This is a genomic window from Paramesorhizobium salinisoli (assembly GCF_003335045.1).
Lineage (GTDB): Bacteria > Pseudomonadota > Alphaproteobacteria > Rhizobiales > Rhizobiaceae > Paramesorhizobium > Paramesorhizobium salinisoli.
In genome coordinates this window covers 15,488-36,278 of record NZ_QOZG01000013.1, presented here as the reverse complement: position 1 = coordinate 36,278, position 20,791 = coordinate 15,488, and the positions used below count along the sequence as shown (strand labels likewise).

The following is a 20,791-nucleotide window of genomic DNA, read 5'->3' as shown; positions in this document are numbered from 1 at the left end:
TAGAGAGTTATTTGACAGCGCCGGCCATGAGCCCGCGCATGTAATAGCGTTGCAGGAGCAGGAAGACGATGAGGCAGGGGATCGTCATGACGGCGACGCCCGCCTGTACCGCCCCCCAGTTGATGGCGCCGAGGCGTCCCGCGCGCACCGCCATCATCAATACCGGCAGTGTATATTTCTCATTGCTCGAAAGCAGCACGAGAGCGGCGAGGAACTCGTTCCAGGCATTGAGGAAGGCGAAGATCGCCACCGTTGCGACGCCCGGCAGGACCAGCGGCAGCAGGACGCAGACGAGCAGCCGAAGATCGCGCGCGCCGTCGATGCGCGCCGCTTCCTCGATCTCCTTCGGCACGGCGTCAAAGGCATTGCGCATCATGAACACCGAGAAGGGGAGTTGCAGTGTGACATAGACGAGCGTCAGCCCGATCAGCGAATTGCTGAGGCCCAGCTTGGCGAGAATGATGAAAAGCGGCGTCAGGATCGACTGGAAGGGGATCATCAGCGTCGCGATGATGAGCACGAACAGAACATTCTTCAGCGGGAAGCGATAGCGCGAAAAGCCATAGCCCGCGAGCAGGCTGACGACGACCGTCAGCACCACGGTTGCGAGCGATACGGCCAGCGAATTGACCGTGTGCTGCCAGACGCCTGCGCCAAACGTATCCAGCGAGCGATAAGAATCGAGGCTGAAGCCGTCTGTCGGCCAGGGCGGGATTGCCGGCTGACGGGCCTGCGTGCCGTGCCTGAACGAAGCAAGGAATGTTATAAACAGTGGCGCGAGGAAGAAGAGCGCAATGGCAATGCCTGCGCCATGATAGGCTATCTGCCCGCGAAACGCCTTTCGTGCGCGGCGTGTCCTGGAAGCGATCATGGCCGCTCCTCCCCGATCCGCAGCAACCGAAGCTGGACGATGCTTATCAGCACCAGAATGACCAGAAGAGCAATCGAAAGCGCTGCCCCATAACCCAGATTGAACGACACAAAGGACTGGTTGAAAATGTAGTAGACGACCGAGATCATCCGGTTCTGCGGTCCGCCCGATGTCATGATGTAGAACTGGTCGAAGGCGAGGATCGAGCCTGTGACCGAAATGATCAGCGCCAGCGCGATCGTCCGGCGCATCAGCGGCAAAGTGAGGTGCCGGAAGCGCTGCCAGCGCCCCGCGCCATCGATGCGCGCCGCTTCGGTCAGTTCCGCCGGTATCGCCTGCAGCCCCGTCAAAAGGATGATCATGGTGAAGCCCGCGATCTTCCACACCACCATGATGATGATCGTTAAAAACGCGCTGTCAAAGCTCGCTAGCAGGTTCGGGCTTCGCTCAACCAGCCCCAGCGCCTTGAGCGCGGGGCCGATAAAGCCACTATCGACATTGGCCAGCCACACCCAGAGCAGTGAGGCCGTTGCGAGGCCAATGACGACGGGAAGGAAGATGACGGTACGATAGGCGCCGACGAACCGGCGTTGCTTTTCCACGAAAATGGCAAGCGGAAAGGCAACTGCGAAGATCGCGATCGTAACAATCACAGTGTAATAGGCGGTAAAGCGCAACGCTGACATGAAGCGGACATCATTGAACATCCTGGTATAATTGCTGATGCCGATCCAGCGCGAGGTTCCCATCAGCGGCCAGTTGTGCAGGCTCATCCATCCGGTGAATATGACCGGCACGACGAAGAAGACGATGACGAGGAGCATCGCCGGAGCGATATAGAGAAGTCCCCGCCATTGCGTGTTCTCCCGCCGTCTGCGCGAGGACAATGGCTGCTTTTGACCAGAACCGGTCATCGAATGCTCCGCATTTACTCTTGAAATCGGCCGGAAGGCTGTCGCGCCTTCCGGCCAGCCGACTGGCGAGGCCTATTGGGCGTTATCGATGATCGACTGCATCTCGCTCTGCGCGTTCTGGAATGCGGCATCGACATCGTCACCGTAAATCGCGGCATTGGTGAAGGTGGCCCATGGCCCGTTGGCGCTGTTGATCAGATCGTTGAACTGCAGCGTATAGGGTGTCTTGGCGACGCCGATCGCCTGGAGACCAACCTGCATGCGCGGATCTAGACCTTCCAGCACCTTATCGGCAATATCGCCGCGTGTCGGCAGGCTGCCATATTGGGCCATGACCTTCTGGCCTTCCATCGAGTAAACAAATTCGAGGAATTCCTTCACCGCATCGAGCTTTTTGGTTCCCTTGGTGACGACGAAATTGTCACCGCCGGCGAAGGATGACGTGCCTCCGTCGATGCCCGGAATGAGCGTGACGCCGAAGTTGATCTCGGGGTGTTCCGTCACAAGCGTGCCGATGGCGAAGGCGCCAAGGCTTTGCTGGCCGATCTTGCCACTGGTGAAGCTCAGGAAGTTCACACCATTATCGCTCGCAGCGCTAGCCGGAACGAGGTCCTTCTTGACCATGCTGCGATAGGCATCCACCGCCTTGCGCATGTGCGGCGTGTCGAGTGTTGCCGTCTTGCCGTCGGCGGAAAGAATGTCCGCGCCCGAACCCCAGACCAGCGGCGTGAAGGTGAAGATCATGCAGCCGCCACAGCTGCCGCCCGAGAAATAGAAACCATAGGTATCATCGCCGATTTTGCGGATCTTTTCCGCGTTGGCTTCGATTTCTCCCCAGCTCGCTGGCGCTTTCTCGGGGTCGAGGCCAGCCTTCTTGTAAAGGTCCTTGTTCCAGGCGAAGACCGACGTCTCGACCGAAAGCGGCAGGCCGTAGACACGGTCCTGATAGGTGCCCAGCCGGACATGGGATGGCGAAAGCGAATTGAAATAGGGGAGTTGCTTGGCCCAATCGGTCAAATCTTCCAGTTGGCCCGCGGCGGCGAAGGCCGGCGTATAGATCAGATCCATCGAAAGCGCGTCGGGCGCCTGTCCGCCGGCTATAGCGGTCGCATATTTCTGCACCAGTTCGGAGAAGGGCACCTCGGTCGCCGCAACCTTGTTTTCATGGCTGGCGTTATAGGCTTCCACGACTTTTTTGAAGGAGTCGCCGACGCCAGTGCGAACCCACATATTGATTGTCTCAGTAGCCGATGCCCCGGACATGAGGCAGAGTGTGGCGACGATTGTTGCCGCCAATAAACGCTTGATCATGATTTTCCCTCCCAAAATGGCGCGCCTCCCGCGCCGGCTGCATTCAAACTTTCTTGCCAGCTCCGGCCCTCTTATGCAGGAATCTTGCCGCCGCCGCACGAGGCCCGCACGATCAGGCGGCATGGCAATTTCCTCACACCGGTCACCACCGGCTGGCCTTCCGCCATTGCCAGAACGGTCAATCCCGCCTCGCGGCCAAGTGCCTTCAATCCCATATCCACCGAGGTCAGCGGCGGCCGTGTTTGGTCGGCCATGATCTCCCAATTGTCAAAGCCGACGACCGACACATCCTCAGGCACGCGGGTGCCCCGCTCGCGCAGGGCATCAATGACGCCACGGGCAATCTGGTCATTGCCGCAGAACACCGCGTCCGGCTTTTCACCGGCTCTGCTCCAAATCCTTGCAACGGCTTCACGGCCCCAGCTTTCCGCCCAGATACCGTACATCACCGGCTCCATATCGCCCGCGACCTCTTGGTATGCACCGGCGCGCTCGCGCACCGAAAAGAAACTCTCCGGCCCGGTAATGTGGGCGATCCGGCGGCGCCCCAATTCCATGAGCCATTCGACCGCGAGCCGCGCACCCTGCGCGTCGTCCGACCGGAAGGTCACGCTGCCAGGAGGGCCTTCCGTGTAAGCGTAAACCACCGGCACCGGCAGGTCTGAAAGGTCGACAGGCAGAGACCGGTCAAGCCGCTTGCCCGACGCGATGATGCCATCCACCTGTTTGTCGAGCATGGCATCGACATGGATCTGCCCCAGTGCCGGATCGTCCTCGATCGCACACAGGAAGACCGAAACGCCGTGATCGACAAGGGCTTCCGAAATGCCTGACATGACAGGCAGGGTGAAGCGTCCATAGGTATCGTTGGTCAACAGGCCGATGGTGAAGCTTCGCTTGCTCAACAGGCCCCGCGCCAGCGCATTTGGCCTGAAGCCGATCTCTGCGGCGACGCGCTTGACCCGTTCCCGCGTTTCCTCGCCCACGCGGCCGGTATTGTTCAGAGCCTTTGACGCCGTGGAAATGCTTACGCCCGCAGCAGCGGCAACGTCATGGATGGTTATCCGTCCTTTTTTTGCCCCCTCCAGATCCAGTTCAGCCTCCATCCTTTTGCATGAGAAAACCTTTTCTCACCAAAGTTGTCAAGAGGGAAAAGGTTTTCCCTTAAAGCGCTGAGGATAAGGGAGGAGGGCGGATCTGTGGCGCTCAAGATGCGGTGACTAAAGTGTACCGGGGCACAATTGGTAGGTGCCCCGCTCACGAAGAGCAGGGCAGGTCTCAGAGGGCCGACGATGAACCGAATTGCCGGTGAAGGGTTTCCAGCACCCGTGCGTCAGCGCGCCGCCCAGTTGGCACCGCGGCGGAAAATCGTCCGCATTTGCGGGACGTCGAACTCGCTGGCGACATGGCCCAGGGAAGAATAAAAGACGCGGCCCTTGCCGTGCTTGCGTTTCCAGACGACCGGCATCACCACGCCATCGATCCACGAGGCGTGATCACCATTGAAGCGTGTCGTCGCCAGTACTTCATTCGATGGATCAACATGCAGGTAATACTGTTCTGATTTATAAGGAAAATCGCTGATACCTTCCATCAGCGGATCGTCCGGCCGTGCGATATTGACGGTATAATCGATAATATTGCCGGGGTGCGCCACCCATTGGCCGCCGATGATGAACTGGTATTCCACGCTTTCGCGGAAGGCATCGCCCGCGCCCCCGTGATAACCGGCAATGCCGACGCCGTTTTCGACGGCAGCCGAAAGGTTCTTCACCTCCTCCTTCTCGATCTTCGACATGGTCATGATCGGCACGATCAGCGAGAGGTCATGAATCGAGGGATCGGCAAAAGCCTCTGTGCTGTGCTCGAGATAGACCTTGAAGCCGTCTTCCTGCAGCATGTCACGGATGATATGCGCACATTCCTGCGGTTCGTGGCCACTCCAGCCGCCCCAGACGATGAGTGCTTCACGCATGATATTTTCCTCCAGATTTTTAGCGTCCGATATGGCCGCCGATGAGTGACTGGGATAGCGGCGCGGGTCGTTCCGTTTGGGTCGTGATCGCGATTGTGGTGCCGGTTTCGGCGGCGGTGTGGAAGGCTTCCATCACCTCCAGTACATGCAAGGCGAGGCTGCCGCTTGCCCGGTGCGGCCGGTTCGACCGGATGGCATGGGCCATGTCGGCGACGCCGATTGAGCGGTAATTGCCATCGGCATAAGGTTCGCTCGTATCGCAAGGCTCGAACGTACCGCCCTTCTTGAGCAACTCGACCTGGCCGCCGAAATGGTTCGGATCCGGCACGATCAGCGTGCCCTCGGTTCCGTAGATTTCCAGCGGCACATGCTTGTGCCCGGCGACATCGAAGCTCATGCCGATCTGCACCACCGCGCCATTCTCGAACGCCATTACGCCGGCGACATGCGTCGGCACATGCACCGGTATATGCTCGCCATGGCGCGGCTGGCTGGTGATCACGCGCTCATTGCGCGGGGCCATGGCAAAACCGGCAACCCTGGCGACCGGCCCAAGCAGATTGACCAGATCGGTGATATAGTAGGGGCCCATGTCGAGCATAGGTCCGCCGCCGATCTCGTAGTAGAAATCAGGGTTTGGGTGCCAGCGCTCGTGGCCAGGGCACATGAAGTTCGCGGTGCCGCCGACGGGCTGTCCAAGCGCGCCGGAATCGACGATGGCGCGCGCCGTCTGATGCGCTCCGCCGAGAAACGTATCGGGCGCGGCGCCGATGCGCAGATCGCGGGTGGCGGCGAATGCGGCGAGCTTCTTGCCCTCAGTGAAATTGATGCCGAGCGGCTTTTCCGAATAGGTGTGCTTGCCGGCTTCCAGTGCCTGCATCGCCACCGCCACATGCGCCTTGGGAACAGTGAGATTGACGATCAGTTCGATCGACGGATCGGCGAGGAGTTCGCCGATATCGCGGGCGGGTACGTTGAACTCCGCCGCGCGCTGATCGGCAAGGCTGCGGTTGAGATCGGCGATGCCGCGAATGTCGAGAATGGGGAAGGAGGTCATTGCCTTCAGATAGGCCGACGAGATATTGCCGCAGCCGATGATGCCAAGCCCAAGTGTTTCCATCAGTCTCCTCCAAACCGAAATGTAAAGTGCGGGGCAGATGCCCGAAGCATTAAAGGGCTGGTGCCGGCCCCGTCGTTCCCCAAGGGGATTCGTAGAGTTCGCACAGCGCGACCACTGCCGCCCCTTGCGCCCAGGTCTCGTCGGCGGATTCGTCAAAGATGAGTTCCGCGACGGCCTGGATCGAGGGCGGAATGGCGCGCCTGTAAGCGTCACGCAGGCTGTCGAGAAAAACGGATCCAAGCGATAGGGTCGATCCGACGATGATGACGCGCGGCGGGCCGAAAAGGGTGACGATATTGGCGACCGCAAGCCCTACAGCTTCTCCAGCATGGGTCGCGGCTGCAATCAGCCTATCGTCCTCGGCGGCAATCAGTGTCTGCGCAAGCGCCATGCCGCGTCCGAGCCGCATGGCCTCGGCCAAGCGCCCGCCACCATCGGGCTGATCGCCAAGGACGGCGTTCTCGCCGGCAAGCGCTGAAAGCCGCACGATGTCCTGCGGCCCGATACCCAGCACAAGGTCGCCGAGATTGTGGCTGAGGCCGCCGGCACCGCGAAAGAGCTGACCGTGATGCAGCACGCCGAGGCCGAGCGTCTGCTCCAGCGAGACGAGCACCATATCGTCGAGATCGCGTGCCTTGCCAAACCAATGATGTGCCAGCGCAATCGCGTGCGCGTCGCTCTCGACGATAGTCGGCACGTTTAGCCGGTTCGTCATCTCGCTGGCGAAATCGACATTTGCCTCCCGGAAGATCGGGCTCGAGCGGACATGGCCGGTGCGGTGCTCAATGACGCCGGGCAGGCCGATGCAGATGGAATCGACATCACCGAGCGACAGCCCGGCATCGACCACGCATCGCCGCACCCCATCTTCGATAAGGTCTGCGATGACGGCGATCGACTGGCGGTTGACGCGGATCGGCAGGGTCAGGTGCGACAGCACCTCGCCGCAGAAATTGGTGACGACGAAGACAATGCAATGCGCCGCGATCTTGGCGCCGACGACGCGTGCTGCATCGGGATTGAGCTCCAGCATGACGCGCGGCCGGCCGCGCGCGGCGGCATTGCGGAGATCGCCTTCGTGGCGCGTCAGGATCAGCCCGTCATCGAGCAGCGCGCCCGTGATCGCCGAGACGGTGGTGGTGGAAAGCTCGGAGCGCTCGCTGATTTCCACCCGCGAAATGGGCCCATGCCGGCGGATGGTGTCCAGCACGTTGAAGCGATTGATCGCTCGCATAAGTTCGGGATCGGCTGTCTTCATGATCTGGCAGGTTACTCTTTTGGTCCGATACAGCTGCGGGAATGATTTGGCCGGAATGCGAATTAAATAACCGAGAATGCCCATAGCCTGTCAAGCAAATTGGCACAAAATCCGGAATCCTCGTTGACTTTCGCGCTAACGTCAGTTGAATTAATCCGTATTGGGGACAAATTGGTGAGGAATGTTCCCCGGGAGGAGACTGCGATGATCCATCTCTATGGGAAGGCGCCCCTTCGCGCCAGAAATCTATCAGCCCTTGTAGCCGCGACCGGACTGGCATTTCTCTCGGGTACGGGCGCAAGTGCGGCCCAGACCGTGGTCAAATGGCTGCATTTGGAAACAGTACCGTCCTATGTGAAAGTCTGGGAAGACATTGCCGCGAAATACGAAGCCGCGCATCCTGATGTGGATATTCAGCTGCAATTCCTGGACAACGAGGCATTCAAGGCCAAGCTTCCGACGCTTCTCCAGTCTGAGGACGCACCGGATTTCTTCTATTCCTGGGGCGGCGGCGTGCTGAAGCAGCAGTCCGAAACCGGGACGCTGATGGACCTGAGCGACGCGATGAACGCCGATGGTGGCGCCTGGGTGAAGACGTATAATCCAGCCGCCGTAAAGGGCTTCACCTTCAATGAGAAAATTTTTGCGGTCCCCTACAAAATGGGAACTGTGAGCTTTTTCTATAACAAGGCGCTTTTCGATAAAGCTGGTGTGAAGGCCGAGGGCATCAAGACCTGGGATAATTTCATCGAAGCCGTCAAGACGCTGAAAGCGGCTGGAATTACCCCGATCGCCGGCGGCGGCGGCGACAAGTGGCCTTTGCATTTCTACTGGAGCTATCTCGTCATGCGCAATGGCGGACAGGAGGTCTTCTCGGCCGCCAAGAACAAGGAGGGCGAAGGCTTTCTGGACCCGGCGATCATCAAGGCCGGCGAGCAGCTTGCGGAACTGGGCAAGCTTGAACCCTTCCAGGGCGGCTATCTCGGCGCCACATGGCCCCAAACCCTCGGCGTCTTCGGTGACGGCAAGGCGGCGATAATCCTCAGCTTTGAGAACACCGAGGCGAACCAGCGTACCCAATCCGGCGACGGCAAGGGGCTTGCGTCCGATAATATCGGCCGTTTTGCCTTTCCCGTGGTCGAAGGCGGCGCGGGTGCCGCAACCGATACGCTGGGCGGTCTCAATGGCTGGGCCGTCACCAGGAAAGCGCCGCCGCAAGCGCTCGATTTCCTGCGTTATCTGACCGATAAGGACAATGAGCGCATCCAGGCAGCGGCCGGGATGATCATTCCCGCGGCCCTAGGCGCGGAAGACGGTATTGCTGATCCGCTGATGCGCGCTTCGGCGGACCAACTCGCTGCCTCTACCTGGCATCAGAACTATTTCGACCAGGATCTCGGACCGGCGGTCGGCCGGGTGGTCAACGACGTCACCATCGAAATCCTCACTGGCCAGATGTCGCCGGAGGAGGGCGCCCAGATGATCCAGGATGCGCTCGAACTCGAGTAGCGCGGATCGGTTCGCCGGCAACCGACATGGTTGCTGGCCTCCCGTTCCAGGATCAGCTCCCGCGTGAAGGAGATTATGGGCATGACCGACGCAACCGCCACGATGAGGGCGCCATCAGCCACAGTTGCGGCCAGGAAGACACGCTACAGGAGCCCCGCGGTGCGTGGACGCCTGCCGGTGCTCCTGTTCTTCCTGCCGCCGGCGCTCTTGCTCTTCACGCTCTTCGTCATCCTGCCGATGGGCGAGGCCGCCTGGTACAGCCTTTACCGGTGGAACGGCTATGGGGCGCCTGAGCATTTCATTGGCCTGCGCAATTTCGAGGTGCTGTTCAACAACGCCGCATTCTCGCGCGCGCTGATCAACAACGGCCTCATCATCCTCACGTCGCTCCTGCTGCAGATCCCCCTGGCGATCTGGCTCGCAACGATGCTCGCACACCGGATCAAAGGCGCGGTGACCTTCCGCCTGATTTTCTTCCTGCCCTATGTGCTTGCGGATGTCGCCGCCGGGCTCATCTGGCGGTTCGTCTATGATGGCGATTACGGGCTTTTTGCCGCCATCTCGGGTTTCTTCGGCGTCGTTACGCCCTATGTGCTGGCGGACAAGAATCTCGCGATCTACGCGGTTCTCGCGGTGGTCATCTGGAAATATTTCGGCTTCCACATGATGCTTTTCATCGCCGGCCTGCAGGCGGTGGACAAGAACGTGCTGGAAGCGGCCGAGATCGACGGGGCGACCGGCTGGCAGAAATTCCGCTATGTCACGCTACCACTGCTCGGTTCCACCGTGCGAATATCGGTCTTCTTTGCGATCATCGGCTCGTTGCAACTCTTCGACCTGATCATGCCGCTTACGGGCGGCGGCCCGTTAAACGCCACGCAGACCATGGTGACCTTCCTCTACACCTATGGCGTAACGCGCATGCAGGTGGGCTTGGGCAGCGCTGTCGGCGTCATCCTCTTCGTCATCTGCGTTACGCTCGCCTTCGGCTACAAACGGATATTCATGCGCCATGACTGACACAAGTATTTCAGGCACATCCGTCCGCATGAATGCGGGCACCCGCATCTATCTCTATGTTTCGCTGTCGCTGGTGGCGGCGCTGGTTCTGGTGCCGCTGCTTGCCACTGCCCTCGGCGGCTTCAAGTCTCTCGGCGAATTGCGCGTCAACCCCTTCGGCCTGCCGGCGCAATGGCACTGGTCGAACTATCTCGATATCCTGTTCGGCGACCGCTACTGGCGGCAGATGATCAACTCGCTGTTCATCGCCATCATGACGGTGTTCCTGACCGTGGTGGCATCCGCGATGGCGGCCTTCACTCTCGCCCACGTAAAGTTCTTCGGCGCTGGTCAGTTACTGAATTACTTTCTCATCGGGTTGATGTTTCCGGCGGCGACCGCCATTCTGCCGTTGTTCATCCGCATCCGCGATCTCGGCCTGCTCGATACCTATTGGGGAGTGATCCTGCCTCAGGTCGCCTTTGGTCTAGGCATGAGCATCCTGCTCTTTCGCAACTATTTTCGGAACCTGCCCGACGAGCTGTTTCAGGCGGCCTTCGTCGATGGCTGCGGCTACATCCGCTTTTTCTGGCATATCTCGCTGCCGCTCTCGCGGCCGATCATCGCCACCGTCGGCATCATCTCCTTCGTCAATAGCTGGAACAGCTACATCCTGCCGTTGATCATGCTGAACACGGAAACGAAGTATCCCTGGCCGCTCGGCATCATGGTCTATCGCGGTGAATTCGGCACGCAGTGGCAACTCGTGCTCGCCTTCATCACGCTGACGATCCTGCCCACCGTCATCGTCTTTTTTCTAGCCCAGAAGCACATTATTGCGGGCCTGACGGCCGGCGCGGTAAAGGGTTGAGGAGTTATCATCATGGCATCCGTAGAACTCAACGACATCCGCAAGTCTTATGGCACGCTGGAGGTAATCCACGGCGTCTCGCTGTCGATCGATGACGGCGAATTCATCGCACTCGTCGGCCCCTCGGGCTGTGGAAAATCCACTCTTCTGCGCATGATCGCCGGTCTTGAGGAAATCACCAATGGGGAGGTGATGATCGCGGGCAGGATCGTCAATCCGCTCACCCCGCGCGAGCGCAACATTGCCATGGTCTTCCAGTCCTATGCGCTTTATCCGCATATGAGTGTTGCCGGGAACATGGGTTTCAACCTCAAGCTCTCCGGCGTCCCCAAGCCGGAGATCGAGAAGCGGGTGAGCGAGGCCGCGCGTATGCTGGCGCTCACCGATCTGCTCGACCGCAAGCCTAGCCAACTTTCCGGTGGCCAGCGCCAGCGCGTCGCCATGGGACGCGCCATCGTCCGCGATCCTGCGGTATTTCTCTTCGACGAGCCGCTTTCCAATCTCGATGCGAAGCTCAGGGTGCAGATGCGCACCGAAATCAAGTCGCTGCACCAGAAGGTGGGCACGACCTCGATCTATGTCACCCATGACCAGATAGAGGCGATGACGCTCGCCGACCGCATCGTGGTGCTTCATCAAGGTAATATCGAACAGGTCGGTACGCCGCTCGAACTCTATCGCCAGCCTGCCAATCTATTTGTGGCAGGCTTCATTGGCTCACCGGCTATGAATATTCTCGATGGCGTCGTTGATGCAGAAAATGGCGAACCCGCCGTCCGGCTCGGTGACGGCTCGGCGGTCAGGATTGCGCCACAACGAAACGTCCGGCGCGGCCAGTCCGTGAAAATTGGCCTGAGGCCCGAGCATTTCGTCTCGGTCGGCTCGGGCAGCATCATCTCGGGCCGAACGCTGCTGGTGGAGCCCACAGGCGCCCAGACCCATGTCCTCTTCGAATTTGCCGGCAGCCAGATAACCGCAATTGTCGATGGCGATCATCCGGCTCGCTACGGCGCGTATTTCGAATCCGTCGCCGATGGTGAGAAGGTTTATGTGTTCGATGGTGCGAGCGGGGTAGCGCTGTAGCTCCCTGGTCGATCACAGGGCGCGTATAACGGTCTTTGGCACGATAGCCCAATGGCTGCCGGTTCGATGGTGCCGGCCCTCAAATACTTCGCGATCGTATTGCGCACGCCAGTCGCCCGCGTTGGGAAAAGGGTCGCGTATACCCGGCCGCAAATCATCGTCGGCTTGCTGGTGCTGGGGCTGCGGGGCATCTTGGGCGGTGCCATGATCGCGCGGTTGCCGATCGACCCTATCACCGTCTGCGCCTGCGGATCGCAACCTCGGTTTTGATCGCGAAAGCCATGTCACTGTTCTTCTTGTTTCCAATGAACACAAAGTGGCATGATCGACTGGATTCCGTCCATCTGCTCATTTTCCAGCAAAAACGGCATAATTCATGTTCTGATGCTTGGTCAAATGGGAAGGCGCCTGCTATGCGGAACGCAGCAATACAGGGAGGACTTCCAGCAATGTTTCGTTCAGCCATCAAAGCCACGCTCGCCTCGGCCTTGGCCGTTGGCGTCGCCGCCACCGCCGCCACCGCCGCAAGCGCCGAAACCCGGGTGACCTACAAATCCGCCAAGGCCGGCTCGTCATATTACCAGATGGGCGTCGAGATTGCCGAGGCGATAAAGAAGGGCACCCACGGCAAGATCATCATGACCATCGAGGAAAGCCAGGGCTCGGTGCAAAATGTGATGGAAGTGCGCGCGCGGGGCGGGGACTATGTCTTCACGACGCCGCCCGCACTGGTCGGCGCGGCGCAAATGGGGACCGGGGCCTTCAAGGGCAAGGGCGATCCGAAATTTGCCGATATCCGCGGCCTGTTCCCGATCCCGTCGCTCACCATGCACTTCGTCATGTCGAAGGCGTCAGGAGCGCAGGATTTCGCCGGCATGGAGGGCAAGACCATTTTGCTCGGCAAGGGATCCTTCGGCGCGACGGAGGGCGAGAAATATCTCGGCCTGTTCAGCCTCGATGGCAAGGTGAAGATCGCCGATGCGGAACTTTCGAACGCCGTCGCCGCGCTGAAGAACGGCCAGATCGACGGGTTCGTCACCGCCGGCTCCTGGCCTGCGCCGAACGTTTTGGAGGCCGCGGCAAGTGTCGATGTCAACATCCTGTCGTTGACACCGGAGCAAATCGCTGAAACGAAGCGCGCGCCATTGACGATCCCTGCCGGTGTCTACGCCGGCCAGGACAAGGACATCCTGACGACGTCTCTGCCTGTCGTCGCCTATACCACGACGGCGATGGACGAAGAGGCCGCCTACCAACTCACCAAAACCTTTTGGCAACAGAAAGAGGCGATGAGCGGTTCGGCACCTTGGTGGAAGGGCGTCGACAAGAGCTTGATGGCCAATATAGCCGGCAAGCTGCATCCCGGCGCCATCCGCTACTACAAGGAAGCGGGTTTTGAACTGGCTGAAGGTCAGATGTAAACCTCGTGCTCGCGAAGCGTGCGGCGGATGCCGCGCTCTTCACTTTGCCTTCCGCTTTTTCGTTCCACTGTGATCGTCCCCAACCTGATCGTCCCATGACCAAACGCATTCTTCCTGCGGCTCTTGCCGGGCTGCTCGTCGCCTTTCATCTGGGGCTGATCTTTTCCGGCCTCGTGCCGAACCTCGTCAGCCGACCGTTGCACATGGCGCTGATCCTGCCATGGCTCTTGATCTTCGCGCCTTCGACCGGCCTGAAGCGCCTTTCCGGCTGGGTGCTGGCGATTGCGGGGATCGCGGCGTGTGTGTGGCTGGCGTTAAACGAGCAGAACCTTGCCGACCAGTATGGCTTTCTGGAAGGTCCCATGCAGATCGGGATCGCCGTCACGCTGCTCATCGTGGTTCTGGAGACAGCGCGCCGGGCCATCGGCTGGGCGCTGCCCGGCGTCGCCGCGCTGGCGCTGCTCTACGGCCTGTTCGGCCAATATATTCCAGGCGAGTTCGGCCATGCGGGAACGCCGCTGGCAAGCTTCCTCGGCACGCTGACAATCGCCGAGGGCGGGCTGTGGGGCAGCCTGACCGGGGTCTCGGTCGGCACGGTCGCGATCTTCGTCATCTTCGGCGCGGTGCTGAATGCGGGCGAGGCGGGGCGCGGCTTCATGAATGTGGCGGCGGCCGCCGCTGGCCGGCTGAACGGCGGCGCGGGCAAGGTGTCGGTCATCTCGTCTGCATTGTTCGGCTCGATCTCCGGGTCGGCCTCGGCGAATGTGGCCTCTACCGGGGCCATCACGATTCCGGCGATGGTCGGACTTGGATATCCCAAGCGGTTGGCCGGCGCGATCGAGGCGGTGGCCTCCTCCGGCGGGCAGATCATGCCGCCACTGATGGGGGCAGGGGCCTTCGTCATGGTGGAACTGACGGGCACGCCCTACACCGGCATCATGGCGGCGGCGGCCCTGCCTGCCATCCTCTATTTCCTCGCCGTATGGGTGGGCATCAACGCCTTCACCACACGCTATCCCTTAAAGGGCCTGCCGGACGATCAGAAGCCTGCGCCACGCGACCTGCTCGTCACCTCGGCTTTCTTCCTGGTGCCGTTTTCGGTCCTTTTGTGGGGCATGTTTTGGGCGCGCTACACGCCGCAATATGCCGCCGCTTTCGCCATCCTTGCTGGAACCGTCCTGCTGTTGGTCGACGGCAGGCTCCATTTCAGCGGGCGCGCGGCTCTGGCCCGGTTCGAGGATGCCCTGATCGCCGCGGCGCGGCAGGTATCGATGATCGCTGCTATCATCCTTTGCGCCTCGCTCATCGTCGGCGTGTTGTCGATCACCGGACTTGGCGTAAAGATCACATCGCTGATCCTATCGGGTTCCGGCGGCATGTTATGGCCGTCCCTGTTCCTGACCGCGGCGGCCTGCCTCATCCTGGGCATGGAGGTGCCGACGACAGCTGCGTACGTCATCTGCGTTTCGGTCGCCGGACCAGCGCTCACACAACTCGGTCTCGCGCCGCTTCAGGCCCATCTCTTCGTGTTCTGGTTCGCGCTTTTGTCGACCATCACGCCACCTGTCTGCGGCGCTGTCTTCATCGCTGCCGGCATGGTGCGCGAAGACTGGCTGAAGGTGGCCTTCACCGCAATGGCTTTGGGCGTCGGCCTTTATCTGATCCCGCTGGCGATGATCGCCAATCCGAACCTGCTTGCCACAGCGCAGGCGCCGGTTGCAGCACTGTTTTCCGGCGTCAAGGTGGCCATCGGCCTGACCTGCGTTTCCTACGGGCTGATCGCCGCTTATCGGTTCCCGGTCCGCGCGGCGCTCGTGGCGGCCGGGCTCGGCGTTCTGTTCGTGCCGTTCAGTCCGCTGTAGGGCAAGGTTGGTTAGGAATAGCGTTCAGTCTGGAAGGGCAGGATCATAGACACCGAGTTGTCACCGCAAGCACTGTAATTCATCAAAGCAAACCTTCGTATCCAGCAATAGCGAGCCGTCATCTCATGATCGAGCGACTGTAGCTTGCGCCTGCACGTGCTCCGAGGCGCTGGAAGGCCGACGCTGCGGGGTGTCCTTCGGCAGAACGATTGAAATTCGGTCTGATCTCGGTCTAGCTCCCATCCGACAGGATTTTTCCCCGCCGCACGATCTCAGCGACCAGCAAATCTATATCCTCGCATCGCGTCCGGTGATTGCCGATTGCCGCGCGCAGACAATGCCGGCCACGCAAAGTGGTGTCTGACAGGACGGCCAGGCCGTCTTCCTGAAGTTGCAGCATGATTTCCGTGTTGAGCGCCTTGAGAGCGGGTTCATCCAGCCCGCCCGGATCATAGCGGAAGCATACGATGTTGATTGTCGTCGTCGCCATCAGAGAAAGGTTTGGCTCCGCCTCGATGAGGCGAGCGAGATAGTGCGCCTGATCGATGTTTTGGTCGATCAAGCGGCCGAACTTGTTGACGCCATGCTCTTTCAAAGCCATCCAGACCTTGAGCGCGCGGAAACCACGGGACGTCTGAAGACAGTATTCGTGCAACCATTCGCCTGAAGCAAGACCGCGCGATGCCGATTCCAGATATTCCGGCGTGGTGGCGAACGTGCCACGATGCGCGGCCGCATTCTTAACCAGGCAGCAACCGACATCGAACGGCGCGTGCAGCCACTTGTGTGGATCAAGCGCCAATGAGTCCGCGCGATGCAGCCCGGCCACCAGGGATCGATGGCGCGGCGCAATCGCGATCAGTGCGCCGATGCAGCCGTCGACATGGAACCAGAGATTCTGCTCGTCTGCCAAGTCGGCCAACGCCTCCAGATCGTCAAGCGCACCCGTATTGACGGAGCGGGCATTGGCGATGATGCATGCCGGGCGAAACCCGCTGGCCCGATCCTCTTCTATCGCATGCGTCAGCGCGGAAATGTCGATACGGAAGTCGGGGCCAGTTGCGATCCGCCGTAGCGCCCGGTTTCCGAGGCCCAGCGCTTCGACAGTCTTGCGATGGCAGCTATGGATCTGATCGGACCCGTAGAAGCGGAGCGGCTGCGCGGCGGCTGCGACACCGAGTTCGCGGATGTCGATGTCAGCCATGGCGTTGCGCGCGACCGTCAGGCCGATGAGGTTGGCGACCGAGCCGCCGCTGGTCAGTGTGCCGCTCGCCGTTGCGGGAAACCCGACCATCTGTTTGCACCAGTCGACCACCTGCAGGTCGACGAGGGCGGCGGCATGATTGCCGCCACCCAGATTGGACCCCTGGATCGCGGCCAGAAAGTCCGCGAAAGCTCCCGTCAGGTTGCCGGATCCCATGTACCAGGCCCAGAAGCGCGGATGCACATTGCCCATGGGATAGGGCATGACGTCATCCGTAACCGCGGCCAGTACCGCTTCGAGCGGCAGAGAATCTTCCGGCAGGGGCTCCCGGAAACGAGACTGAACGTCCCTTGGCATTTCCCGCCAGGCGGGTCGCTGGCGCACGTCACGCAGATGGACGATGGCGTCGCCCACGAGGCGACGGGCAATCCGTTCAACGCCCGACCAATCGGCAGGATCGAGCGTTTCTTCGGTGGCCGTATCCGCGGGCTGCAGTTTGGCGTCCATGGGTTTCCTCGCTATAGCTGCTTCAGGCGGCGAACTGGAAGCCTGGCGTCGAACGGGAAAGAGCGAGTTCTTCCTCGTTCATTTCGGTCTCGATGCCTTCGAAAAGCGGTGTAGAAAGATAGCGCTCGCCAGTGTCGGGCAGCATACACAAGATGACCGATCCGGCCGGCGCCTTCTCCGCGACCTGACGCGCGACGGCAAATGTCGCCCCGCCTGAAATGCCCGCGAAGATGCCTTCTCGGCGCGCCAATTCACGTGTCCACTTGATTGCCTCGGGTCCGGCAATCGGCACCACCTCGTCATAAAGCCGACCGTCAATCGCCTCTTGGAGTACATTGGGGATGAAATCGGGTGTCCAACCCTGGATGGGATGCGGTTCGAAGGCGGGGTGCGTGGCCGCCGGCGCCCCGCCCGGGCCGCGCTGCTGCATCTCCCCACTGCCTAGAAGCTGCGCATTCGCCGGTTCGCTCAAAATGATCCGGACCCGCGGAAGTTCTTGCCTCAGCACGCGCCCGACACCGGTGATGGTACCTCCGGTTCCGTAGCCGGTGACGAAGTAGTCGAGGCGGGAACCGGCGAAGTCGCCCAGGATTTCGCGCGCCGTCGTCATCTCGTGAATGGCGGCATTGGCTTCGGTTTCGAACTGGCGCGCGAGGAACCAGCCATTGGCCTCGGCTAGTTCGACTGCCTTTTGGTACATGCCGAAGCCCTTCAGCGCGCGCGGGGTCAGCACGACTTTGGCACCCAGCATACGCATCAGCCTGCGCCGTTCGATCGAAAAACTGTCCGCCATCGTCACGACAAGCGGATAACCTTTCTGTGCACAGACGATCGCAAGCCCGATACCGGTGTTGCCGCTGGTCGCCTCCACCACAGTCTGGCCCGGTTTCAGTAGACCGCGCCGCTCTGCGTCCTCAATGATGTTGAGCGCGAGGCGATCCTTGACCGAGCCGGCCGGGTTGAAGAACTCGGCCTTCACATAGATGCTGGCGTGCCCGACACCGAGATTGTTGATCCTGATAGTCGGCGTGTCACCGACAGTGTCGAGAATGTTGTCGTAGAGCCCGCCCCTGCCGGCGGTTACACGAATGCTCTTGTTGTGTTCCATGTCTAATCTCCGCTAGCTATATGGCTGACGAATGGTTCCGGAAGGCGGGACGTTCGTCGCCAATCGTTCAGTGCGTCCTCGGGTCGTCAGCGGGGTTCAAAAACTCAACCCCGAATGGTCCCATCGCATTGATCTGGACAACCGTTTCCTCCTCGGTCCAGGCGAAATGCGCCTCACCGGTCGGGATCTGGATGAAGCTGGCCGAACCCATGATGGGGGCGGCACGGCGGTCATGCTTCTCACCCATTGCCATGCCGAAACCACCAGTCAAAACGGTGACATGCTCTTCTTTGGGGTGCCGATGCGGGGGGATTTCGTAGCCTGCCGGAAACTTCAGCCGCATGACGAAGGGGCCTTCTTCGGCAGGATTACCTACCAACACGGCGAATTGAGCGCCGGCCGGCAGAGTCGGCGGGCCCGGCTTGTACGCCACCTCGGCGGCGTCGAAGACGTGATGCTTGCCGTCGTGGGAAATGCCCGGCGTGGCGGAAAGCAAGAGTGCGCCGCTGATTACGGCTGCGCCGACAACCGCCGAAAATGCCCGATAGTGATCCAATGTCGCTTTCATTACATCCTCCTGATCCATGATGTGCCGGTGCACGGCTGAGCGTCATCCGACGAGCCAACGGCGATGATGCTATTGACTGTGCGTAGTGGTAATATCGGTGCGAGGGTGCGGGCGTTGTTGGAAACGTGGAAACGCGCATGAGAATCTCGAATCCCCTGGAACAGGTTGCTCCTGCGCCCCTCTGCGTGCGAATGTTCGGTACGCTTTCGGTCACCCGGAATGGCAGTGCGGTGGAACTGCCGCCTTCGCGAAAGGTGCGGGCCCTTCTCGCCTATCTCGCGCTAGCCGCGCATCCGGTCTCTCGCAGCCGCCTGTGTGAAGTGCTTGGCGATGTGCCGAACGATCCCAGGGGAGAGCTGCGCTGGTGCCTCAGCAAGCTGCGCGCTGTGCTCGACGAGCCCGGCCACAACCGCCTCTCGGCGAGAAACGAATTGATCTCTCTCGATCTTGAAGACTGTATGGTTGACGCGCTGCAGGTCGAGGCCGCGATACGCAACGGCCTCACCGTGTGTTGGAACGTGCGGAAGTCGATGCGCTGTGCTCGCTCATCGTCGGCGATTTCCTAGAAGGGCTGGATCTCAACAGGAGCCGGCAGCTCGATCACTGGATCGCCACCCAGCGCCGCCGGTATCGAAGCTTTCACGCCACCCTGCTGCAGCGGATGGTCGAGCTCCTGCCGAATGATCCGCGCGACCTCAGACTGCACGCGGAACGATGGGTCGAACTTTCCCCATTCGATATGCGCGCGCAGGTTCTGCTACTGAAGTCGCTGATAGATAGCGGCATGCCGGACCAGGCGGAGCATCATTTTGCGGCGGTGGCTCGCCTGTTCGAGGCGGAGGGAATCGATTTGGGCGAGATCCGGCTTGCCTGGCGAAAGCTTCGCAAGGAAGCGTCGGCGATGTCGTCGGTCAGCGCCTGTCCAGCGCAACCGGTCATGTCTGCGGACGAAGACCGCATGACATTGACTGACCGAGCCTCGCTGGCGGTCATGCCGTTTTCCCAAGTCGGCGTTCACAACGGAAGGCTTACCCGTGGGCTCACCCACGACATCATCACGCGGCTCGCCAAGCTGCTCAATCTGTTCATCATCGCCAGCGGCTCGGTGTTCGCTCTCGCAGACCAGGGCGTTACACCAGAAGACGCCGCGAGACGTCTCAATGTCGATTACTATGCCAGCGGCGTCCTCCTGCATGTCGAGCGCAGGTCGCAGGTGTCTGTCGAACTTGTGGAGACCCGTACGGCCCGTATCGTCTGGTCCGGGGAATTCGAGAGCGAGCAGGATGAAGCTTTCCTTATCACCGACGAAATCGGCGACAGGATCGTGGCCTCGATCGCCAGCGAGATTGAGATGGCCGAGCGTAACCGCGCCATTCTCCGTCCGCCCAGCTCGCTTAGCGCATGGGAAGCCTATCACCGCGGCCTCTGGCATATGTACCGCTTCACCAAGACAGATAACGATCTCGCCCAGCAATTCTTCAAGCAAGCGAGCGAAACGGATCCCACGTTTGCCAGGGCCTATAGCGGTCTCTCCTTCACGCATTGGCAGAACGCTTTTCAGCAGTGGGAGGACCGAGAGCGTGAGACCGCTCTGGCTTTCGACGCGGCGGGGCGCAGCCTGATGGTTGATGACCAAGATCCGGCCGCCCACTGGGCGATGGGACGTGCGTTATGGTTGCGCTCCAGGCCGGAGCAAGCCGTGGCGGAGCTTGAACGCGCCGTCATCTCAGCCCGAATTTCGCGCTCAGCACTACGCCTTGTCCTTTGGCCAGTCGCAGTCGGGGGACCCATCTGCGGCCATCGCCGCATCCGACCATTCGCGGAGCCTCAGTCCGTTCGATCCGCTGCTGTTTGGAATGCTCGGCGCACGCGCCATGGCACATGTGCGACTGGGGCAATTCGAGGAAGCAGCGGACTGGGCAGTCCAAGGCCGCCGCTCGCCCCAACGCGCATATCATCATTCTGGCCATCACGGCACACTGTCTGGCGCTGGTCGGACGGATCGACGAGGGCAAAATGTTTGCAGCGATGATCCGCCAAACGATACCGGGCTACCGGATCGATGATTTTCTAGCGACATTTCGGTTCGAGACTGATGCGGAGACGCTGTTCCGTCTGGCGGCGAGGCATCTTGGACTGGATGACTGACCCGACGGATAGTGTTGAAGAAGTCGGGGCTCAGCTGCCCTGAAGCCCTGATTCAGTCTTCT

Annotated in this window: 19 protein-coding genes; 9 read left to right on the top strand and 10 right to left on the bottom strand. The window is 60.7% G+C overall.

Going from position 1 to position 20,791, the window contains the following annotated elements; all coding sequences use genetic code 11:
- Positions 1-7 precede the first annotated feature (7 nt).
- The 7 genes from DUT91_RS21455 to DUT91_RS21425 all read right to left on the bottom strand — a co-directional run bounded on the left by DUT91_RS21455 (position 8) and on the right by DUT91_RS21425 (position 7,449).
- Positions 8-871, bottom strand: a complete 864-nt coding sequence (locus tag DUT91_RS21455; protein ID WP_114442524.1) for a carbohydrate ABC transporter permease — start codon at positions 869-871, stop codon at positions 8-10.
- On the bottom strand, positions 868-1,785 hold the full coding sequence (locus DUT91_RS21450) for a carbohydrate ABC transporter permease (RefSeq protein ID WP_114442523.1): 918 nt from the start codon (positions 1,783-1,785) through the stop codon (positions 868-870). The genes DUT91_RS21455 and DUT91_RS21450 overlap by 4 nt, the downstream gene beginning before the upstream one ends.
- A 72-nt stretch (positions 1,786-1,857) precedes the next feature.
- Positions 1,858-3,096 (bottom strand): ABC transporter substrate-binding protein, encoded by a 1,239-nt coding sequence (locus DUT91_RS21445; protein ID WP_114442522.1) that lies wholly within the window; start codon positions 3,094-3,096, stop codon positions 1,858-1,860.
- Positions 3,097-3,167: 71 nt separating this feature from the next.
- Positions 3,168-4,202, bottom strand: coding sequence for a LacI family DNA-binding transcriptional regulator (locus DUT91_RS21440; protein WP_114442521.1), 1,035 nt, complete (start codon positions 4,200-4,202; stop codon positions 3,168-3,170).
- Positions 4,203-4,429: 227 nt separating this feature from the next.
- A complete protein-coding gene (locus tag DUT91_RS21435; RefSeq protein ID WP_114442520.1) occupies positions 4,430-5,071 on the bottom strand; it encodes a ThuA domain-containing protein in 642 nt (213 codons plus the stop codon).
- A 19-nt stretch (positions 5,072-5,090) separates the two neighbouring features.
- Entirely contained in the window at positions 5,091-6,191 is a 1,101-nt protein-coding gene (locus DUT91_RS21430; protein ID WP_114442519.1) for a Gfo/Idh/MocA family protein, read from the bottom strand.
- Positions 6,192-6,240: 49 nt separating this feature from the next.
- Positions 6,241-7,449: an ROK family transcriptional regulator gene (locus tag DUT91_RS21425; RefSeq protein ID WP_114442547.1), complete on the bottom strand. Its 1,209-nt coding sequence runs from the start codon at positions 7,447-7,449 to the stop codon at positions 6,241-6,243.
- A 204-nt stretch (positions 7,450-7,653) separates the two neighbouring features.
- Between DUT91_RS21425 and DUT91_RS21420 the strand changes: the two genes are divergently transcribed.
- The 7 genes from DUT91_RS21420 (at position 7,654) to DUT91_RS21390 (ending at position 15,194) form a co-directional block, all read left to right on the top strand.
- Positions 7,654-8,958, top strand: a complete 1,305-nt coding sequence (locus DUT91_RS21420; protein ID WP_114442518.1) for an ABC transporter substrate-binding protein — start codon at positions 7,654-7,656, stop codon at positions 8,956-8,958.
- Between the two features lie 81 nt (positions 8,959-9,039).
- On the top strand, positions 9,040-9,978 hold the full coding sequence (locus DUT91_RS21415) for a carbohydrate ABC transporter permease (RefSeq protein WP_114442546.1): 939 nt from the start codon (positions 9,040-9,042) through the stop codon (positions 9,976-9,978).
- The gene (locus tag DUT91_RS21410; RefSeq protein WP_114442517.1) at positions 9,971-10,828 is read left to right on the top strand and encodes a carbohydrate ABC transporter permease; all 858 of its coding nucleotides are present in this window, start codon (positions 9,971-9,973) and stop codon (positions 10,826-10,828) included. The genes DUT91_RS21415 and DUT91_RS21410 overlap by 8 nt, the downstream gene beginning before the upstream one ends.
- A gap of 12 nt (positions 10,829-10,840) precedes the next feature.
- Positions 10,841-11,911 carry an ABC transporter ATP-binding protein gene (locus DUT91_RS21405; protein ID WP_114442516.1) on the top strand — a complete coding sequence of 357 codons (1,071 nt, stop codon included), beginning with the start codon at positions 10,841-10,843 and terminating at the stop codon, positions 11,909-11,911.
- A 51-nt stretch (positions 11,912-11,962) separates the two neighbouring features.
- Positions 11,963-12,181 (top strand): hypothetical protein, encoded by a 219-nt coding sequence (locus DUT91_RS21400; protein ID WP_114442515.1) that lies wholly within the window; start codon positions 11,963-11,965, stop codon positions 12,179-12,181.
- A 179-nt stretch (positions 12,182-12,360) separates the two neighbouring features.
- A complete protein-coding gene (locus DUT91_RS21395) occupies positions 12,361-13,332 on the top strand; it encodes a TAXI family TRAP transporter solute-binding subunit (protein WP_114442514.1) in 972 nt (323 codons plus the stop codon).
- Positions 13,333-13,427: 95 nt separating this feature from the next.
- The gene (locus DUT91_RS21390) at positions 13,428-15,194 is read left to right on the top strand and encodes a TRAP transporter permease (RefSeq protein WP_114442513.1); all 1,767 of its coding nucleotides are present in this window, start codon (positions 13,428-13,430) and stop codon (positions 15,192-15,194) included.
- Between the two features lie 232 nt (positions 15,195-15,426).
- On the opposite strand, the gene DUT91_RS21385 is transcribed toward DUT91_RS21390, so the two are convergent.
- The 3 genes from DUT91_RS21385 to DUT91_RS21375 all read right to left on the bottom strand — a co-directional run bounded on the left by DUT91_RS21385 (position 15,427) and on the right by DUT91_RS21375 (position 18,581).
- Positions 15,427-16,905 (bottom strand): pyridoxal phosphate-dependent decarboxylase family protein, encoded by a 1,479-nt coding sequence (locus DUT91_RS21385; protein ID WP_114442512.1) that lies wholly within the window; start codon positions 16,903-16,905, stop codon positions 15,427-15,429.
- A gap of 22 nt (positions 16,906-16,927) precedes the next feature.
- Positions 16,928-18,013, bottom strand: a complete 1,086-nt coding sequence (cysK, locus tag DUT91_RS21380) for a cysteine synthase A (protein WP_114442511.1) — start codon at positions 18,011-18,013, stop codon at positions 16,928-16,930.
- Between the two features lie 67 nt (positions 18,014-18,080).
- Positions 18,081-18,581, bottom strand: a complete 501-nt coding sequence (locus tag DUT91_RS21375; RefSeq protein ID WP_114442510.1) for a cupin domain-containing protein — start codon at positions 18,579-18,581, stop codon at positions 18,081-18,083.
- 137 nt (positions 18,582-18,718) lie between these two features.
- On the opposite strand from DUT91_RS21375, the gene DUT91_RS27300 reads away from it, so the two are divergent.
- Both DUT91_RS27300 and DUT91_RS21370 read left to right on the top strand, forming a co-directional pair.
- On the top strand, positions 18,719-19,147 hold the full coding sequence (locus DUT91_RS27300) for an AfsR/SARP family transcriptional regulator (RefSeq protein WP_342634468.1): 429 nt from the start codon (positions 18,719-18,721) through the stop codon (positions 19,145-19,147).
- The gene (locus DUT91_RS21370) at positions 19,093-20,613 is read left to right on the top strand and encodes a hypothetical protein (protein WP_342634467.1); all 1,521 of its coding nucleotides are present in this window, start codon (positions 19,093-19,095) and stop codon (positions 20,611-20,613) included. The genes DUT91_RS27300 and DUT91_RS21370 overlap by 55 nt, the downstream gene beginning before the upstream one ends.
- Positions 20,614-20,791 lie beyond the last annotated feature (178 nt).

What these genes read in the sequence shown, in the direction of transcription:
- DUT91_RS21455 (WP_114442524.1), bottom strand. Translation starts at nt 871, where the DNA reads ATGATCGCTTCCAGGACACGCCGCGCACGAAAGGCGTTTCGCGGGCAG.
- DUT91_RS21450 (WP_114442523.1), bottom strand. Translation starts at nt 1,785, where the DNA reads ATGACCGGTTCTGGTCAAAAGCAGCCATTGTCCTCGCGCAGACGGCGG.
- DUT91_RS21445 (WP_114442522.1), bottom strand. Translation starts at nt 3,096, where the DNA reads ATGATCAAGCGTTTATTGGCGGCAACAATCGTCGCCACACTCTGCCTC.
- DUT91_RS21440 (WP_114442521.1), bottom strand. Translation starts at nt 4,202, where the DNA reads ATGGAGGCTGAACTGGATCTGGAGGGGGCAAAAAAAGGACGGATAACC.
- DUT91_RS21435 (WP_114442520.1), bottom strand. Translation starts at nt 5,071, where the DNA reads ATGCGTGAAGCACTCATCGTCTGGGGCGGCTGGAGTGGCCACGAACCG.
- DUT91_RS21430 (WP_114442519.1), bottom strand. Translation starts at nt 6,191, where the DNA reads ATGGAAACACTTGGGCTTGGCATCATCGGCTGCGGCAATATCTCGTCG.
- DUT91_RS21425 (WP_114442547.1), bottom strand. Translation starts at nt 7,449, where the DNA reads ATGAAGACAGCCGATCCCGAACTTATGCGAGCGATCAATCGCTTCAAC.
- DUT91_RS21420 (WP_114442518.1), top strand. Translation starts at nt 7,654, where the DNA reads ATGATCCATCTCTATGGGAAGGCGCCCCTTCGCGCCAGAAATCTATCA.
- DUT91_RS21415 (WP_114442546.1), top strand. Translation starts at nt 9,040, where the DNA reads ATGACCGACGCAACCGCCACGATGAGGGCGCCATCAGCCACAGTTGCG.
- DUT91_RS21410 (WP_114442517.1), top strand. Translation starts at nt 9,971, where the DNA reads ATGACTGACACAAGTATTTCAGGCACATCCGTCCGCATGAATGCGGGC.
- DUT91_RS21405 (WP_114442516.1), top strand. Translation starts at nt 10,841, where the DNA reads ATGGCATCCGTAGAACTCAACGACATCCGCAAGTCTTATGGCACGCTG.
- DUT91_RS21400 (WP_114442515.1), top strand. Translation starts at nt 11,963, where the DNA reads ATGGCTGCCGGTTCGATGGTGCCGGCCCTCAAATACTTCGCGATCGTA.
- DUT91_RS21395 (WP_114442514.1), top strand. Translation starts at nt 12,361, where the DNA reads ATGTTTCGTTCAGCCATCAAAGCCACGCTCGCCTCGGCCTTGGCCGTT.
- DUT91_RS21390 (WP_114442513.1), top strand. Translation starts at nt 13,428, where the DNA reads ATGACCAAACGCATTCTTCCTGCGGCTCTTGCCGGGCTGCTCGTCGCC.
- DUT91_RS21385 (WP_114442512.1), bottom strand. Translation starts at nt 16,905, where the DNA reads ATGGACGCCAAACTGCAGCCCGCGGATACGGCCACCGAAGAAACGCTC.
- cysK (WP_114442511.1), bottom strand. Translation starts at nt 18,013, where the DNA reads ATGGAACACAACAAGAGCATTCGTGTAACCGCCGGCAGGGGCGGGCTC.
- DUT91_RS21375 (WP_114442510.1), bottom strand. Translation starts at nt 18,581, where the DNA reads ATGAAAGCGACATTGGATCACTATCGGGCATTTTCGGCGGTTGTCGGC.
- DUT91_RS27300 (WP_342634468.1), top strand. Translation starts at nt 18,719, where the DNA reads ATGAGAATCTCGAATCCCCTGGAACAGGTTGCTCCTGCGCCCCTCTGC.